Raw genomic sequence first — 14,132 nt, 5'->3', positions numbered from 1 at the left:
CTCAGCCGCGCAGGGTCTTGATGGCGAGGCTGTCGAGGTAGGCCATCGGGTTCGCCGGATCGAAAACCTTGCCGTCGAAGAAGGTCTCCACGCCGCGCGAGGTCGAGGCCGGGATGTCGCTCGCCGCCACGCCCAGCTCCTGGGCAGCCTGGCGCCACAGGTCCTCGCGGTTCACCTTCGCCACCCAGCCCTTCATGTCGAAGTCCTGGGGCAGATAGCCCCAGCGGATGTTCTCGGTGAGGAACCACAGGTCGTGGCTCTGGAAGGGGTAGGAGGCCTGATCCTTCCAGTAGCGCATCTGCTCGGGGCTGTTCTCGACCACGCGGCCCGTGCCGTAGTCGAAGTCGCCGCGCATGCGGTCGACGATGTCCTCGAAGGGGGCGTTGATCCAGCGCCGCTTGGCACAGATGCGTGCCACCTCCTCGCGATTGGCCGGGTCCTCGCAGAACATCTGCGCTTCCATCACCGCCTTGAGCAGGGCCTTGGCCGCGTTGGGGTTCGCATCGACGTAGTCGGCGCGCATCGCGAACGCCTTCTCCGGGTGGTTGTGCCACAGCTCGCCGGTGGTGTTGGCGGTGTAGCCGATGCCCTGGTTGATGAGCTGGCGGTTCCACGGCTCGCACACGCAGAAGGTGTCCATGCTGCCCACCTTCATGTTCGCGACCATCTGCGCCGGCGGCACGACGATGGTGGAGATGTCGCGCGTGGGGTCGATACCGCCGGCGGCCAGCCAGTAGCGGATCCACATGTCGTGGGTGCCGCCGGGGAAGGTCATCGCCGCGTTGACGGCCTTGCCCGATGCACGCTTTGCAGCGAGCGCGGCCTTGAAGGCACCGGCATCGGTAGCGACCTTGAGATCCTTGTACTCGTTGCCCACCGAGATGCACTGCCCCGCCAGATTCAGGCGGGCGAGGATGTACATCGGTACCTGCACGTTGTTGGCCGTCATCGCCCCGCTCGCGATCAGGTAGGGCATGGGGGTGAGGATGTGGGCGCCGTCGATGCCGTTACGCTGCGAGCCGAGCACGAGGTTGTCGCGGGTGGTGCCCCACGACGACTGCTTGAGGACCTCGACCTCGGTCATGCCGTGCTTGGCGAAGAAGCCCTTCTCGTCGGCGACGAAGAGCGGCGCGGCATCGGTGAGCGCGATGAAGCCGAGCTTGGCCTTCCTGGTCTCGAGCGCGCCGCCCGCGGCGCTCGCCCGGCTGGACCAGAGCCCACCCACCATCGCCGCGCCGGTCAGCGCAGCGGCGCTGCGCATGAAGTCACGACGGCTGAAGTCCGACTGCTTGATTGCCTTGTTGCCCATGATCGACTCCTGAATGTGAACCACTGAAAGCAAGAAGGCGCCCACCCCCTGCCTGCGGCTTCGCTGACAGTGGATGGACGCCTTTGTCCGGGATGCGGCAGCACTGGGGCCACGCGGTGAGTCTCGAACCGCCTTTGGTTCCGCCTCGATTCACTCTATGCAGAAGTCGTGCCAGGTTGTGGCGAGAAGCCCTTTCCCTGATTTGGCAGGGGTTTCAGGCTCGGCACACCGCCGCCCCGTGGACTGGAGAACGCACTGCTGCAGTGCAACAGGGGTGCGCGGCGCACAGTCCCGGTGCGCGCGGCGCGGATCAGGAGCGTCGGGGCAGCAACTCCGCCATTGCCAGTACCGCCTGTGCCACCTCGACCAGCCGCCTGCCCTGGTTCATCGCAGTTTGCCGCAGCAGACGGTAGGCCTCGTCCTCGGCCAGGGCCTGGTGGCGCATCAGCACGCCCTTGGCGCGTTCGATCAGCTTGCGCTCGTCGAGGGCGGCACGCACCGCCGCGAGTTCGTCGCTCATTGCCTGCAGCCGGCGCGACTGCGCGTGGAGCGCATCGACGATCGAACGGGTGAGTCGTGGGCCGAGCGGCTCGGTCGTCACCGCTGCGTCGCCGCCCTCCTCGCCCCCCGAAGCCGCATCGGCAGCCTGCTCGGCGCTGAACACACCGATCGGGGCCGCAGCCTCGGGCAGCCCGGCGACGGTCTGCAACAGGCTTTGCGGATCATCGGGGTCGAGCTGCAGCGCGCCAATGCGCTCGATACACGTCGCACGCAGTCCGCCGGCGAGCGCCGACTCGATCGAATGCATCTGATCGAGGCGTGCCGAACAGCACGCGAACCAGTCCTCGGCCAGTGCAGGCGCCAGCACGACGCCCTGCCCCGCTGCGATCAGCTTGCGGCGCAGGCGCTCGAGCTCGGCCAGCGGCATCGCCCGTTGTGCGGTCCCCCAGGCGGCGAGCGTATCCGGCGGGCAGAAGGCCTCGAAGCGCTCGAAGCATGCTTCCTGCGCTTCGATCAGATGCAGCAGGGCTTGTTCGCCCGCCCGCCCGGTCGTCCCGGCGGCGAATGCTGCGGCGCCCGCAGCGCGCTCCTGGCCAGCGAACTCCTTGCCCTGCATGAGGTTGAACAGCGCCACCAGCAGACGCGACACCGCCGGATCGGCGGCGACGTCGGCGGCCTCGAAGACCAGCGAGAGCAGCGCCGCAATCACGCGATTGAAGCGCTGCGTCGCCTCCTCCGCGCCGCAGCGCATGGTCGCGACTTCTTCACGCAGGCCGGCCAGCCCGTCGAGCGCATGGAGAGCAAGCGCGATGCGGGTGAACAGCCGCGCCCCGCCCGGCATCGCCTGCGCCGGGGCCGCGCCGCACACCTCGGGCCGGGCCAGCCAGGCGCGCACCGCCGCCTCCGTCGCATGGCTGGCCGCGACACGCGCCGCCCGCTGCGCGCCGAACCGGGCGCCACCGGAGGCCAGAAAGAGGTTTGAGGCACCGCGTTCGCCCTGCAACTGATGGACGAGTTCGCTGACGGCCTGGACCAGCTCGCAACTGCGGGCGAGCTGCTCGAGATCATGAATTTCGCAGCGGCGTGCGGCGACGAGAAAGGCAAGCATCGAGGTCATGCATGGGGCTCCGCAGTGTCTGCTTGAGGCGGCGGCCAGAACGGCCGTCAGCGAAGACAAGCAAGAGCCGTGCAAGCGCTATGCAAGCGCTCCGATCAGGGACATGACCCGCGGCAAGGGTCCGAGCAGCGCGCGGTGAGCCTGCACCAGGCGCGCGCCCGCCGCGAGCCGCGCCTTGGCGACGTGCGCCGAATCGATGCCACCGACGCTGATCAGGCACACGCGCGGGCCCACCGCCTCGGCAAGCGCGGTCAGGCGCGCAACCGCCTGCTGCGGCGCAGCGTCGGCCGACACCAGCAGACCGTCGGCCCCGGCCGCAACCAGGCGCTGCGCCCAGTCCCCCACTGCCTCGCGTTCCATCCACGCCGGCGGCAGCTTGGCGACCAGGGCCAGGCGCCGGGGACGCGGCAGTCGGTCACGCAGTTCGGCCAGCGCGGCGAGCAGTTCGACGCATTGCGCCGGCGAGGCGCCGCTGCGCCCCGGGTTGAGGACGACGTAATCCGCGCCGGCCTGCCACGCGGCCAGCGCGCGACACAGGTGTTGGGATCGGCGCTGTACGTCGGTCGTGTGCGTGGGCACGGCAAGGCTGAGCCCGTGGCGGGGCCGCAGTGGCGAGGTCGTGCGGTGCGGCGCGTCACCGTGGCGCCAGGCCGAGACGGCCAACAGCGGCGGCGCATCCGTCGAGTGCGCGCGGTGGCTGCCGGTCTCGACCCCGCCCAGGCCGAGCGCGGCGGCGTGCGCGAGCAAGCTGCCGCGGCGATCGAAGCCCGCAGCGACGATCAGCGGCGAGGGAAAGCGCAGGCCCATCGCCTCCACCGCCCGCGCGGTCAGGCTCGAATCCGCGCTCGCCGCGCGGGCGCTCGATGCAGGCCGGACGGCGGTGGGTCGGACGGCTGCGGGCGAGGAGACCTGAGTGAGCGGGACCACTGCAGGCGAGGCGGCAGCAGGCGCGCCGGTAGCCGACGCGCAGCGCGCCAGCCGCTGTACCGACCAGCGCGTACGCAAGGCACGCGGGGTCAGCGGCGGGATCATGGTTCCAGCGCGACCACCGCGGACGCGTTGGCGCTGCGGGCAGCGTTTCCGTTGCGCCGGGCGAACGTGGAGAGGAAGGCGGCGAGCGCTTCCACAGCCGCATCCGCCAGGCCGTTATAGAGGCTGATGCGCACCCCGCCGCGCTCGGGATGTCCGCGCAGATCGCGCAAGCCGGCCGCCTCCGCCTCGGCGAGGAAGCGGTCGCCGAGCGCGTCGTCGGCGAGGTGGAAACAGGGATTGACGCGCGAGCGCCAGCCTTCGGGCACGCGCCGGCGGTAGAGCCCGCGCGCTACGCCTTCGGCCATCGCGGCAGCGAGCGCGGCATTGCGGCGCTCCAGCCGCGCACTCATCGCGGCCACGCCACCGGCGCCCTCGATCCAGTGCAGCATGCGATGGGCGACGAAGACCGGCAGCACCGGCGGCGTGCACAGGCGCGATTCGGCGGCGGCCTGGGCGCCGTAATCCATCACCCGCGGCGTGCCGCTGCAGGCGTGCCCGAGCAGGTCGCGGCGCACGACGACGAGCGTGAGCCCGGGCGTGCCGATCGTCTTCTGCGTGCCGGCATAGGCGAGGCCAAGCCGATGCCAGTCCAGCGGCCGGGTCAGCAATTCGGAGGTCAGGTCGGCCACCACGGGCGCGGCGGTGTTCGGCAAGGCAGGAAACTGCAGGCCGTCGGCGGTCTCGTTCGGGGTGACGTGGACATAGGCGAGAGGCCAATCGCGCGCATCGAGCGCTTCGGGCAGGGATGCGGGCAGACACTCGGACGGTAGCCGCAGCTCGCCCTCGCCACCGGGGTCGCAAACCAGGGCCTGCACATCGAGCACGCCGATCCGCCTGAAACGCTGCGCCTCGCTGATCGCGCGCCGCGACCAGTGCCCGCTGTCGATGTAGAGCGCCTGCGCGGATGACGCCGCCGTTTCGCCTCGAGCGCGGCGAGCGCCCGCACTGCGCACCGCGCTGGTGAACGTACCGTCTCCGGGCGCACCAACCCCGCAGGCCCCGTCCCTTCGCTCCGCCCCGCCGAGCAGGTTCATCGGCACCAGCGCGAACTGCGCGCTCGCCCCGCCGGCCAGGAAGAGCACCGCGAAATCGTCCGGAATCGCCAGCAGACGGCGCAGGCAGGACTCGGTTTCGGCCTGCAGGTTGCGGTAGGTGGGCGTGGTGAAGGGCAGGCTCAGGATCGAGCCCGGGCCAGGCCGGCAGGCCTCGGCCACCTCGTTGGCGACTTCGACCGGCAAGGGCCCGGCTGCCGCCGAGAAGCTGAACCCGGGCTGCACCCCCCAGGCGGCTAAGGCGTTCGCACAGCCGCCGTCAGGAGAACAGCCCGACGCCATGTGCCCCCACCCCCATGAAGAACAGCACCGGGATCGACAACATGGTGTTGACCCGCGCCGACAGGAAGGTGACGCGCGAGCAGCGCAGGCGCTCGTCCAGCGGCGCGCGCACGAAGCCGAGCACGCGCTTCTGGTGCGGCCACAGCACGAACCACAGGTTGCACACCATGATCACCGCCAGCCAGATGCCGACGCCCAGCGGCGCCAGGCTGCCCTGCAGGCTGAGCGCTTCGGCCAGCCAGCCGCGGTCCCACAGGATCAGCAGGCCGCTGCCCAGCACCAGCAGCGAGGCGTAGCGGAAGGTGCCGTGCTCGCGCTGCATCAGCGCGCGCTGGCGCGGACTGTCGGGGTCGGAGAGGTCGGCCGCGGTCAGCGGCACATAGCGCGATCGGGTGACCGCGGTGGCGTAGTTGTGGCCGACCCACACCAGCGCACCGAGAAAGTGCAGCCAGCGCGCGGCGACTTCGAGCAGCACGTCCATGATCGTCACCGCCTCACATCACCAGGCGCAGCACCAGCGCCAGCGCTGCGGTGAGGGCCACGCCGAGCGCGACGGTGACCACGGAGGAATCGAACACGCGCAGCAGCAGATCAGACATGACCCACCTCCACCTGTGCCACGGTCAGCCCTGCGGCCTCGCCCCGCTCACTCATGCCCACCCCGCAGCCGCCACCCTGCCCAAGCAGGCGCGAGTTACGGTCGTTGCGCATGATCAGCGGTTTGAGCGTGCGCCCGGGCGCATGGGCCTGCGCGATGGCTTCGGTGATCAGGTGGTGATGCGGCGAGCGCGAGCACGCGGGGTCGGTGCTCGACGCGTCGCCGGTGAGCAGGAAGGCCTGGCAGCGGCAGCCACCGAAGTCCTTCTCCTTCTCGTCGCAACTGCGGCAGGTCGGGCTCATCCACTCGTCGCCGCGGAATTTCTGGAAGGTGGGCGACTCGTTCCACAGCCACGCGAGACTCCTGTCGCGCACCGAGGGGAATTCCAGCCCCTCGATGATGCGCGCCTCCTGGCAGGGCATGGCGACGCCGTCCGGGGCGATGGTGAGGTGGATCGCGCCCCAGCCGTTCATGCACGCCTTGGGGCGGCCCTCGTAGTAGTCGGGGATGACGAAATAGATCGTCATGCGATCGCCGAGGCGTTCGCGCGCCGCCTGCACCGCGCGCTCGGCCATCTGCAGTTGTTCGAGCGTCGGCAGCAGCTCGTCGCGATTGACCATCGCCCAGTTGTAGTACTGGATGTTGGCGAACTCGAGGTAGTCGACGCCGATGTCCTCGGCGAGCGCGAGGATGTCCTCGACCTGGCCGATGTTGTGCCGGAACACCGGCACGTTGAGCACCATCGGAAAGCCGTGGGCCTTGATCTGGTGCGCCACCTTCACCTTGAGGTCGAAGGCGCGCGCGCCGACCAGGGCGTCGGTGAGTTCGCGCTCGCTCGACTGCAGCGAGAGCTGGATCTGGTTGAGGCCGGCGGCCTTGAGCGCGATCAGGCGCGCTTCGCTCAGGCCCACCCCGGAGGTGATCAGGTTGGTGTAGTAGCCGAGCGCGGTGGCGTCGGCGACGAGTTCTTCGAGGTCGTCGCGCAGCAGCGGCTCGCCGCCGGTGAAGCCGAGCTGCAGCGCTCCCAGCTCACGGCCTTCGCGCAGCACGCGCTTCCACTCGGCGGTGGACAGTTCGGCCTCGCCGTCGCGGGCGTAATCGACCGGGTTGCTGCACCACGGGCACTTCAGCGGGCAGCGGTAGGTGAGCTCGAGCACCAGCCACAGCGGCTTGCCCTGCCCGTCAAGCCTGACGACGGATCCATCCTTTGGCACGGAACACCTCCAGGAATTTGTACACGCCCTCGGCGACGCGCTCGTCGTCACCCGGATAGCGCTGCTGCAGTTCGGCGACCAGCTCGGCGACGGTGCGCTTGCCGTCGCAGCGCTCGATGATGTCGCCGGCGGTCTGGTTGAGCTTGACGATGCCCTCGGGGTAGAGCAGGACGTGCGAGTCCTGCGTCGGCTCCCAGCGGAACAGGTACATCGGGTTGAGCGCGTAGCGCTCGCTGGCCGCGGGCGGGCTCGGGGTGGCGGTGTCGGTCATGCGGGCAGTCCGGTGCGGGTTGGCCGGGCCCGGTCCGCCCAGGGGCGCCCGGGCCGGCAGGCGTCAGCGCACGTAGACGTAGGCGGTGACTTCGAAGCCGAGACGGATGTCGCAATACGCGGGGTCGGTCCACTGCATGATGGGTCTCCTCTGGAATGATGGATGGCGAACCGGCACGGCGGCCGGCTCACAAGCATCATCCCCGCATGCGAAGGCCTGGGGATCCGCACAATCGCGGTCCTGCCATCAGGCCGATCAGGAGCCCGCAGTCGCGAAAATCTTGATTCTTTAACGACCTGCAAGCGTGTTGACTTTCGTCAACGCGGGAACGGCTGCACCGCGTGGATCGCCTCGACCAGCCCTTCGCCGGCGGGATCCGCCGGGCCCTGCCAGCCGTCGAAATGCAGCAGCTCGGGCAGCGGCACGCGCTTCAACCAACCGGCGGCCTCCAGCTCCGGGCGGGTGTGGAAGTCGCTGACGTAGCCGACGCACAGGTACGCGATCGGCACGATCTCGGGCGGGATGCCGAGCGCTTCGCGCAGCGCCGGCGGGTGCAGGATGCTCACCCAGCCCACGCCCAGCCCCTCGGCACGCGCGGCGAGCCACAGGTTCTGCACCGCGCACACCGCGCTGTAGATGTCCATCGCGCCGATGTGGGTGCGGCCGATCACCACCGGGCCGTGGCGGCTGCGATCGCAGGTGATGCAGATGTTGACCGGCGACTCGAGGATGCCTTCGAGCTTGAGCTTGCGGTAGGTGGCGCGCTTGGCCTCGTCGAACATCTGCTCGGCCTCGGCGTGGGCGGCAAGGAAGTCGGCATGGATCTTCGCGCGCACCTCACGCGAGCGCACCACGATGAAATCCCACGGCTGCATGAAGCCGACCGAGGGCGCATGGTGGGCGGCGGTGAGCACGCGCGCGAGCACCTCGTCGGGGATCGCATCGGGCAGAAACTCGCCGCGCACGTCGCGGCGGGTGTGGATGGCGCGGTAGACGGCGTCGCGCTCGGCGGTGGTGAACCGCGGGTCGGTCTGGAAGCGGGGTTGCGAGTTTTTGGTGAGGCCAGCGGGTGCGTCAGATGGGAGACGCGTGGCCGCTTCGGGGTCGAGATTTGTGCGCGCGTGATCGCGCGCGGGCGCGGCGTGCGCCTGCGTCGGGCTGCTCATGATGTATTCCCCTTGTCGTCGAGCAGGAGACAGCCGCCGACCAGACGGCTGTGCAGAACACTTCGAGGCCGGTCTTCCGGCTGCGGATCATCTCGTCCGGGCGCCTTCCCGGTCCTTACGGACCAGTGGCTGGGCGAGCCTTGCCCGGACAATCCCCTTCACGGCGCTGGGCGCGCGGCGGAATGGCACCGCCTTCCCGATTCTCCCGCGCCAGGCGCGGGCACCTCGAAGCAAACGAGCCCGAATGTTAACCGCAGATCGCGGGCGGGTGCATTCGGGATCAAGGATCCATCGGCAATGGGCCTCAGACTCGATTGATCCTGGCGAAATCAATCGAGCCTGCCCCCATCCATTCTCAGGCGCGCTGGCGGCGGGCCTCGAAAAGGCAGATGCCGCTCGCCACCGACACGTTCAGGCTCTCGACGCTGCCGTGCATCGGAATGCGCGCAAGCTCGTCGCAGGTTTCGCGGGTGAGGCGACGCAGGCCGTCGCCTTCGGCGCCGAGCACCCACGCCACCGGCACCTTCTGGTCGATATCGTGGAGGGTCTTATCGGCCTCACCGTCGGCGCCGACGACCCACACGCCGGCCTCCTGCATCTCGCGCAGCGCGCGCGCGAGGTTGGTGACGGTGATGTAGGGCACGGTGTCGGCGGCGCCGCTGGCGACCTTGATCGCGGTGGCGTTCAGCCCCACCGCGCGGTCCTTGGGTGCGACCACCGCGTGCGCGCCGGCGGCGTCGGCCACGCGCAGGCAGGCGCCGAGGTTGTGCGGGTCCTGCACGCCGTCGAGGACGAGGATGAGCGCGTTCTCGTCGAGGCCGTCGAGCACGTCGGCGAGCTTGATCTCACGCCGGGTCGCGTCGACCTTGGCGACGACGCCCTGGTGGCGGCGGGTGCCCACCATGCCGTCGAGCTTGTCGCCCTCGCTCTGCATGATGCGCGCGCCGGCGGCCTCGGCCTGGGCGATGAACTTCTTCACCCGAGCGTCCTTACGGTCGCCGGAGAGATAAATTTCCAGCACCGAGTCGGGTGCGTGGCGCAGCTTGGCGGACACGGCATGGAAGCCGTAAATCAGGCGGGTGGGTGCGTTCTCGGGTGCTTTAGCCACGTTCTGTGCCCTTTGCGGAAGTCTTGCGGCCGGCGCGTCGCGCCGGGGCCGCAGTCGGAGTCGGGGGCGCGGATTCTAGCGTTTCGGCAGCCGGCGCGGCGGCGGCCTTTTTGGCGCGCGACCTGGGCGGCTTGGCCGCGGGCGTCGGGGTCTCGGGCCGGGTCTCGGGCGGTGCCTCGGCGAGCGCCGCGGTCACGGCGGCCTTCTTCTTCGCGCGCGACTTCGGCTTCGTCTCGGGCGCAGCCTGAACTTCGGTCGGCACAGCGGTGGTCAGCGCCGGCGCAGCGACTGCCTTCTTCTTGCGCGGACCGGGCTCGGGCGTCACCGACGTTTCGACTGCGGCAGCCTTGCGCGAACGGGACTTGCTCGCAGGCTTCTCCGCGAGCGGCGCAGGCTGGCCGACCTCTGCAGGCGCGGGCGCCGGCGACACGTCAGCGGGTGCCTTCCTGGTGCGCGATCTCTTCGGCTTCGCGTCAACGGCTGGCGCGGCAGCGGCGGGCTGCGCAACCGGCTCGGTCGCTGGCGGCGCGCTCACGGGCTGCGCGTCCTCCACTGCGACTTCGGCAGAAGGCTTCCTGGCGCGCGGCTTGCGTGCCTTCCTGCCGGCTTCCGGCAAGGCTTCAGGCGCTGCTTCGATCGCCTGCGGAACGACCTTGGCGGCCGCCGGCAGCGGGCCTTCGACCAGGCGGAAATCGATCTTGCTGGTCGCCATGTCTACCCGCACGAGCTGTACCTTGACCCGGTCGGACAGGCGGAACTGCTTGCCGGTGCGCTCGCCCATGAGCGCGTGGCGGGTCTCGTCGTAGTGGAAGTAGTCACTGCCGAGATCCGAGATGTGCAGCAGGCCCTCGATGAAGATGTCGTCAAGCGCGATGAAGAGCCCGAAGGGCACGACCGACGACACACTGCCGATGAATTCCTCGCCGACGCGGTCCTGCATGAAATAGCACTTCAGGAAGGCGACCACGTCGCGGGTCGCGTCGTCGGCGCGGCGCTCGGTCATCGAGCAGTGCAGGCCGATCTGTTCCCAGTCGCCGGGACGGTACTGGTCGCCGGCGAGCGCGGCCTTGATGCCGCGGTGGATCAGCAGGTCCGGGTAGCGCCGGATCGGCGAGGTGAAGTGGGTGTAGGACTCGTAGGCGAGGCCGAAGTGGCCGACGTTGTCCGGGCTGTACATCGCCTGCTTGAGCGAGCGCAGCATGACGGTCTGCAGCAGCTGGGCGTCGGGACGGTCCTTGACCTGCTCGAGCAGCTTGGCGAAGTCGCTCGCACGCGGCTCGTCGCCGCCACCGAGGCCGAGGCCGAACTCCTTGAGGAACTCGCGCAGCTTGGCGAGCTTGTCCTCGGAAGGGCTGTCGTGGACGCGGTACAGCGCCGGGTGCTCGCGCGTGGCGAGGAAGTCGGACGCGCACACGTTGGCGGCGAGCATGCACTCTTCGATGAGACGGTGGGCGTCGTTGCGCACCTCGGGCACGATCTGCGCGATCTTGCCGTTATCGTCGAAGATCATCCGCGTCTCGGTGGTCTCGAAGTCGATCGCGCCGCGCTTGGCGCGCGCCGTCAGCAGCACACGGAAGAGCTTGTCGAGGTTCTCGAGGTGGGGCAGCAGCGCGGAGATCTCGGCGCGCACCGCAGGGTCCTGCTCGTACAGCGCGGCGGCGACCTTGGTATAGGTCAGGCGCGCGTGCGACCAGATCACCGCAGGGTAGAAGCGGTAGTTCTTGATCTCGCCGGTGGCCGAGATGTTCATGTCGGCGACCATCGCCAGGCGCTCGACCTGCGGGTTGAGCGAACACAGGCCGTTGGAGAGCTTCTCGGGCAGCATCGGGATGACGCGGCGCGGGAAGTACACCGAGTTGCCACGGTCGAAAGCATCCTTGTCGAGCGCGCTGGCGGCGTCAACGTAGTGCGAGACGTCGGCGATGGCGACGATCAGGCGGTAGCCCTTGCCCTGGCGCTCGCAATACACGGCATCGTCGAAGTCCTTGGCGGTCTCGCCGTCGATGGTGACCAGCGGCAGCTTGGTGAGATCCTCGCGCCCGGCCCAGTCCTTCTTGCGCACCACGTCGGGGAGCTTGCGCGTCTGCGCCTTGGCCTCGGACGAGAACTCGTAGGGCAGATCGTGCTTGCGCAGCGCGATCTCGATCTCCATGCCGGGGTCGGCGTAGTTGCCGAGCACCTCGACGATGCGGCCGATCGGCTGGGCGAACTTGGTCGGTTGTTCGACCAGCTCTACGGTGACGATCTGCCCGGCCTCGGGCTTCTTGCGTCCGCCCGGCGCGACCAGGATGTCCTGCGCCAGACGGCGGTTCTCGGGCACGACGATCATCACACCGTGCTCGTTGATGACGCGGCCGACGACACGGCTGTTGGCGCGCTCGAGCACCTCGACCAGCTTGCCTTCGGGGCGGCCGCGGCGGTCCTGGCCGGCGATGCGCACGATCACGCGGTCGCCGTGGAGCAGCTCGCGCATTTCCTTGGGGCCGAGGAAGATGTCGGGCTGGCCGTCGTCGCGACGCAGGAAGCCGAAGCCGTCGGGGTGGCCCTCGACGCGGCCCTTGATCAGGTCGACCTTGGAAGGCAGCAGATAGGCATCACGCCGGTTGCGCATGATCTGGCCATCGCGCTCCATCGCGCGCAGGCGGCGGTCGAAGTGCTCGAGCTCGTGCGGCGCAATATCGAGCGCGCTGGCGAGCTCGGAGAAGGGCGTCGGCACGCCACGTTCGGCGAGGACCTGCAGCACGTACTCACGGCTGGGCAGCGGGTTCTCGTACTGCTTCGATTCGCGGTCGTGGAAAGGGTCGGCGAGGCGGATCGGGCTCGTCTGGCGCGGGCCCGGCTGTCCGCCCGCACCGGCTTGGGCGATCGCAGCCTTGCGTGCGGCACGGCTGCGGCCGGCGCCCCGCGCGGGGGGGGGCGCCAAGTCGGCTGCTGCCGGCTTGCGTGCGGCGGGGTTGCCGCCGGCCTTGTGCGCATCGCCATGCTCGCCCGCGCGAGGGGCCGGGGCGTCGGTCGCCGCCTTGGCAGGCTTCTTCGAAGAACCCCGCCCTGGCGCTGGCCTGTCACCGGCGTGCTTGGACGTCGAGTACTTTGCCGGGGACTTCGCGTCCGCGGGCTTGTGGGAGGCCTTCGAGGCCGTCTTTTCGGTTTTTTTCGTTTTGCGAGTCATTGACAATCTTCTTTTCGTGCTTATAATGCGCGTCTTCTTGCCCAGATGGCGGAATTGGTAGACGCACTAGTTTCAGGTACTAGCGCTGCGAGGCGTGGAGGTTCGAGTCCTCTTCTGGGCACCAGTTTCACAGGAAAGCCGCTCTTCGGAGCGGCTTTTTTGTTGCTCGCGCCTGGCGTCCCGCCATGTCGGAGCAATGCCCGGCTCACCTGCCGCCACGATGCGCAAAGCCGTGGCGCCCTGCATGCAGATGGGTGCATGCCGATTGGCGCTGGATCGGCGGCCGGATCGAGCCTGTTTGATACGATCGCACCTGCACCCCTTCACGGATGCCAAAGCCTTTGCTATTATGCGCGTCCCTGCCCAGATGGCGGAATTGGTAGACGCACTAGTTTCAGGTACTAGCGCTGCGAGGCGTGGAGGTTCGAGTCCTCTTCTGGGCACCAGTTGCAGGGAAAAGCCGGCTAAATGCCGGCTTTTTTCGTTAACCACCAAGCCGCTCGCGCGCTGGACGAAAGCACCGTGGGAGCGGGCTCGTCCGCGAATCTCGCCTGCACGGCAGGCATTCGCGGACGAGCCCGCTCCCACGAACTCCCCTACACCCGCAGCGACCATGTCTAGCGACAAGTCGCAATCAGGCGCCAAACGGATGACGGCGCAGAATGGTTTCGTCGCGCTCGGGGCCAGTCGAGATCACGTCGATCGGGATCTCGCAGATCTCCTCGATGCGGTGCAGGTAGGCGCGCGCCTCCTGCGGCAGCGCGTCCCAGCTCTGCGCGCCGAAAGTCGTCCCGCTCCAGCCCTTCATGGTCTCGTAGATCGGTTCGCAGCGCGTGACCTCTTCCGAGCCCATCGGCAGCAGGTCGATGCGCTTGCCGTCGAGCATGTAGCCGGTGCACAGCTTGAGTTCTTCCAGGCCGTCGAGCACGTCGAGCTTGGTGATGCACAGTCCGGTGACACCGTTGATGATGATCGAGCGCTTGAGCGCGGCGAGGTCCAGCCAGCCGCAGCGGCGCTTGCGGCCGGTGACCGTGCCGAACTCGCGACCCTTGGTCGACATCTGCTCGCCCGGCACACCCTTGGTCTCGATGTCGAGCTCGGTCGGGAACGGACCGCCGCCGACTCGGGTGCAGTAGGCCTTGGTAATGCCGAGCACGTAGTGCAGGCGGCTGGGGCCGACGCCAGAACCCGCCGCGGCCTGGCCGGCCACGCAGTTGCTCGAGGTCACGAACGGATAGGTGCCGTGGTCGATGTCGAGCAGCGTGCCCTGCGCGCCCTCGAACAGCAGCGAGCCGCCCGACTTGTTGATCGCG

Annotated in this window: 12 protein-coding genes, 2 tRNA genes and 1 riboswitch; of the genes, 2 read left to right on the top strand and 12 right to left on the bottom strand. The window is 69.0% G+C overall.

Annotated elements, in window-relative coordinates:
* Position 1 precedes the first annotated feature (1 nt).
* From RBT54_RS01275 to rnr, 11 genes are all read right to left on the bottom strand, one after another.
* Complete coding sequence (locus tag RBT54_RS01275) at positions 2-1,309, bottom strand: CmpA/NrtA family ABC transporter substrate-binding protein (RefSeq protein WP_320363324.1); 1,308 nt, start codon at positions 1,307-1,309, stop codon at positions 2-4.
* A 310-nt stretch (positions 1,310-1,619) separates the two neighbouring features.
* The gene (locus RBT54_RS01270; protein ID WP_320363322.1) at positions 1,620-2,927 is read right to left on the bottom strand and encodes a nitrate- and nitrite sensing domain-containing protein; all 1,308 of its coding nucleotides are present in this window, start codon (positions 2,925-2,927) and stop codon (positions 1,620-1,622) included.
* 78 nt (positions 2,928-3,005) lie between these two features.
* Positions 3,006-3,959, bottom strand: a complete 954-nt coding sequence (locus RBT54_RS01265) for a dihydroorotate dehydrogenase (RefSeq protein ID WP_320363320.1) — start codon at positions 3,957-3,959, stop codon at positions 3,006-3,008.
* Positions 3,956-5,293 (bottom strand): 3-phosphoserine/phosphohydroxythreonine transaminase, encoded by a 1,338-nt coding sequence (serC, locus tag RBT54_RS01260; RefSeq protein ID WP_320363318.1) that lies wholly within the window; start codon positions 5,291-5,293, stop codon positions 3,956-3,958. Before serC ends, RBT54_RS01265 begins: the two co-directional genes overlap by 4 nt.
* Entirely contained in the window at positions 5,271-5,774 is a 504-nt protein-coding gene (locus tag RBT54_RS01255; protein WP_320363316.1) for a hypothetical protein, read from the bottom strand. The genes serC and RBT54_RS01255 overlap by 23 nt, the downstream gene beginning before the upstream one ends.
* A gap of 110 nt (positions 5,775-5,884) precedes the next feature.
* Positions 5,885-7,105 carry a pyrroloquinoline quinone biosynthesis protein PqqE gene (pqqE, locus tag RBT54_RS01250; protein ID WP_320363314.1) on the bottom strand — a complete coding sequence of 407 codons (1,221 nt, stop codon included), beginning with the start codon at positions 7,103-7,105 and terminating at the stop codon, positions 5,885-5,887.
* Positions 7,074-7,376, bottom strand: a complete 303-nt coding sequence (gene pqqD / locus RBT54_RS01245) for a pyrroloquinoline quinone biosynthesis peptide chaperone PqqD (protein WP_320363312.1) — start codon at positions 7,374-7,376, stop codon at positions 7,074-7,076. Before pqqD ends, pqqE begins: the two co-directional genes overlap by 32 nt.
* A gap of 63 nt (positions 7,377-7,439) precedes the next feature.
* A complete protein-coding gene (gene pqqA / locus RBT54_RS18425) occupies positions 7,440-7,514 on the bottom strand; it encodes a pyrroloquinoline quinone precursor peptide PqqA (RefSeq protein ID WP_002924740.1) in 75 nt (24 codons plus the stop codon).
* A 179-nt stretch (positions 7,515-7,693) separates the two neighbouring features.
* A complete protein-coding gene (gene bluB / locus RBT54_RS01240) occupies positions 7,694-8,542 on the bottom strand; it encodes a 5,6-dimethylbenzimidazole synthase (RefSeq protein WP_320363310.1) in 849 nt (282 codons plus the stop codon).
* 48 nt (positions 8,543-8,590) lie between these two features.
* Positions 8,591-8,785, bottom strand: a riboswitch (cobalamin riboswitch).
* 112 nt (positions 8,786-8,897) lie between these two features.
* Positions 8,898-9,650: a 23S rRNA (guanosine(2251)-2'-O)-methyltransferase RlmB gene (rlmB, locus tag RBT54_RS01235; protein WP_320363308.1), complete on the bottom strand. Its 753-nt coding sequence runs from the start codon at positions 9,648-9,650 to the stop codon at positions 8,898-8,900.
* Positions 9,643-12,819 carry a ribonuclease R gene (rnr, locus tag RBT54_RS01230; protein WP_413788412.1) on the bottom strand — a complete coding sequence of 1,059 codons (3,177 nt, stop codon included), beginning with the start codon at positions 12,817-12,819 and terminating at the stop codon, positions 9,643-9,645. The genes rlmB and rnr overlap by 8 nt, the downstream gene beginning before the upstream one ends.
* A 39-nt stretch (positions 12,820-12,858) precedes the next feature.
* Between rnr and RBT54_RS01225 the strand changes: the two genes are divergently transcribed.
* A tRNA-Leu gene (locus tag RBT54_RS01225) sits at positions 12,859-12,943 on the top strand.
* A 237-nt stretch (positions 12,944-13,180) separates the two neighbouring features.
* Positions 13,181-13,265, top strand: a tRNA-Leu gene (locus RBT54_RS01220).
* 188 nt (positions 13,266-13,453) lie between these two features.
* On the opposite strand, the gene RBT54_RS01215 is transcribed toward RBT54_RS01220, so the two are convergent.
* Positions 13,454-14,132 (bottom strand): adenylosuccinate synthetase (locus RBT54_RS01215; protein ID WP_320363307.1); only part of this gene is annotated, 679 nt, incomplete at its 5' end.

Origin of the sequence: Thauera sp. (assembly GCF_034003485.1) — a bacterium.
In the GTDB taxonomy this organism is placed as follows: Bacteria; Pseudomonadota; Gammaproteobacteria; order Burkholderiales; family Rhodocyclaceae; genus Thauera.
This window is presented reverse-complemented; position numbering and strand designations above follow the sequence as displayed.

What these genes read in the sequence shown, in the direction of transcription:
- RBT54_RS01275 (WP_320363324.1), bottom strand. Translation starts at nt 1,309, where the DNA reads ATGGGCAACAAGGCAATCAAGCAGTCGGACTTCAGCCGTCGTGACTTC.
- RBT54_RS01270 (WP_320363322.1), bottom strand. Translation starts at nt 2,927, where the DNA reads ATGACCTCGATGCTTGCCTTTCTCGTCGCCGCACGCCGCTGCGAAATT.
- RBT54_RS01265 (WP_320363320.1), bottom strand. Translation starts at nt 3,959, where the DNA reads ATGATCCCGCCGCTGACCCCGCGTGCCTTGCGTACGCGCTGGTCGGTA.
- serC (WP_320363318.1), bottom strand. Translation starts at nt 5,293, where the DNA reads ATGGCGTCGGGCTGTTCTCCTGACGGCGGCTGTGCGAACGCCTTAGCC.
- RBT54_RS01255 (WP_320363316.1), bottom strand. Translation starts at nt 5,774, where the DNA reads ATGGACGTGCTGCTCGAAGTCGCCGCGCGCTGGCTGCACTTTCTCGGT.
- pqqD (WP_320363312.1), bottom strand. Translation starts at nt 7,376, where the DNA reads ATGACCGACACCGCCACCCCGAGCCCGCCCGCGGCCAGCGAGCGCTAC.
- bluB (WP_320363310.1), bottom strand. Translation starts at nt 8,542, where the DNA reads ATGAGCAGCCCGACGCAGGCGCACGCCGCGCCCGCGCGCGATCACGCG.
- rnr (WP_413788412.1), bottom strand. Translation starts at nt 12,819, where the DNA reads ATGACTCGCAAAACGAAAAAAACCGAAAAGACGGCCTCGAAGGCCTCC.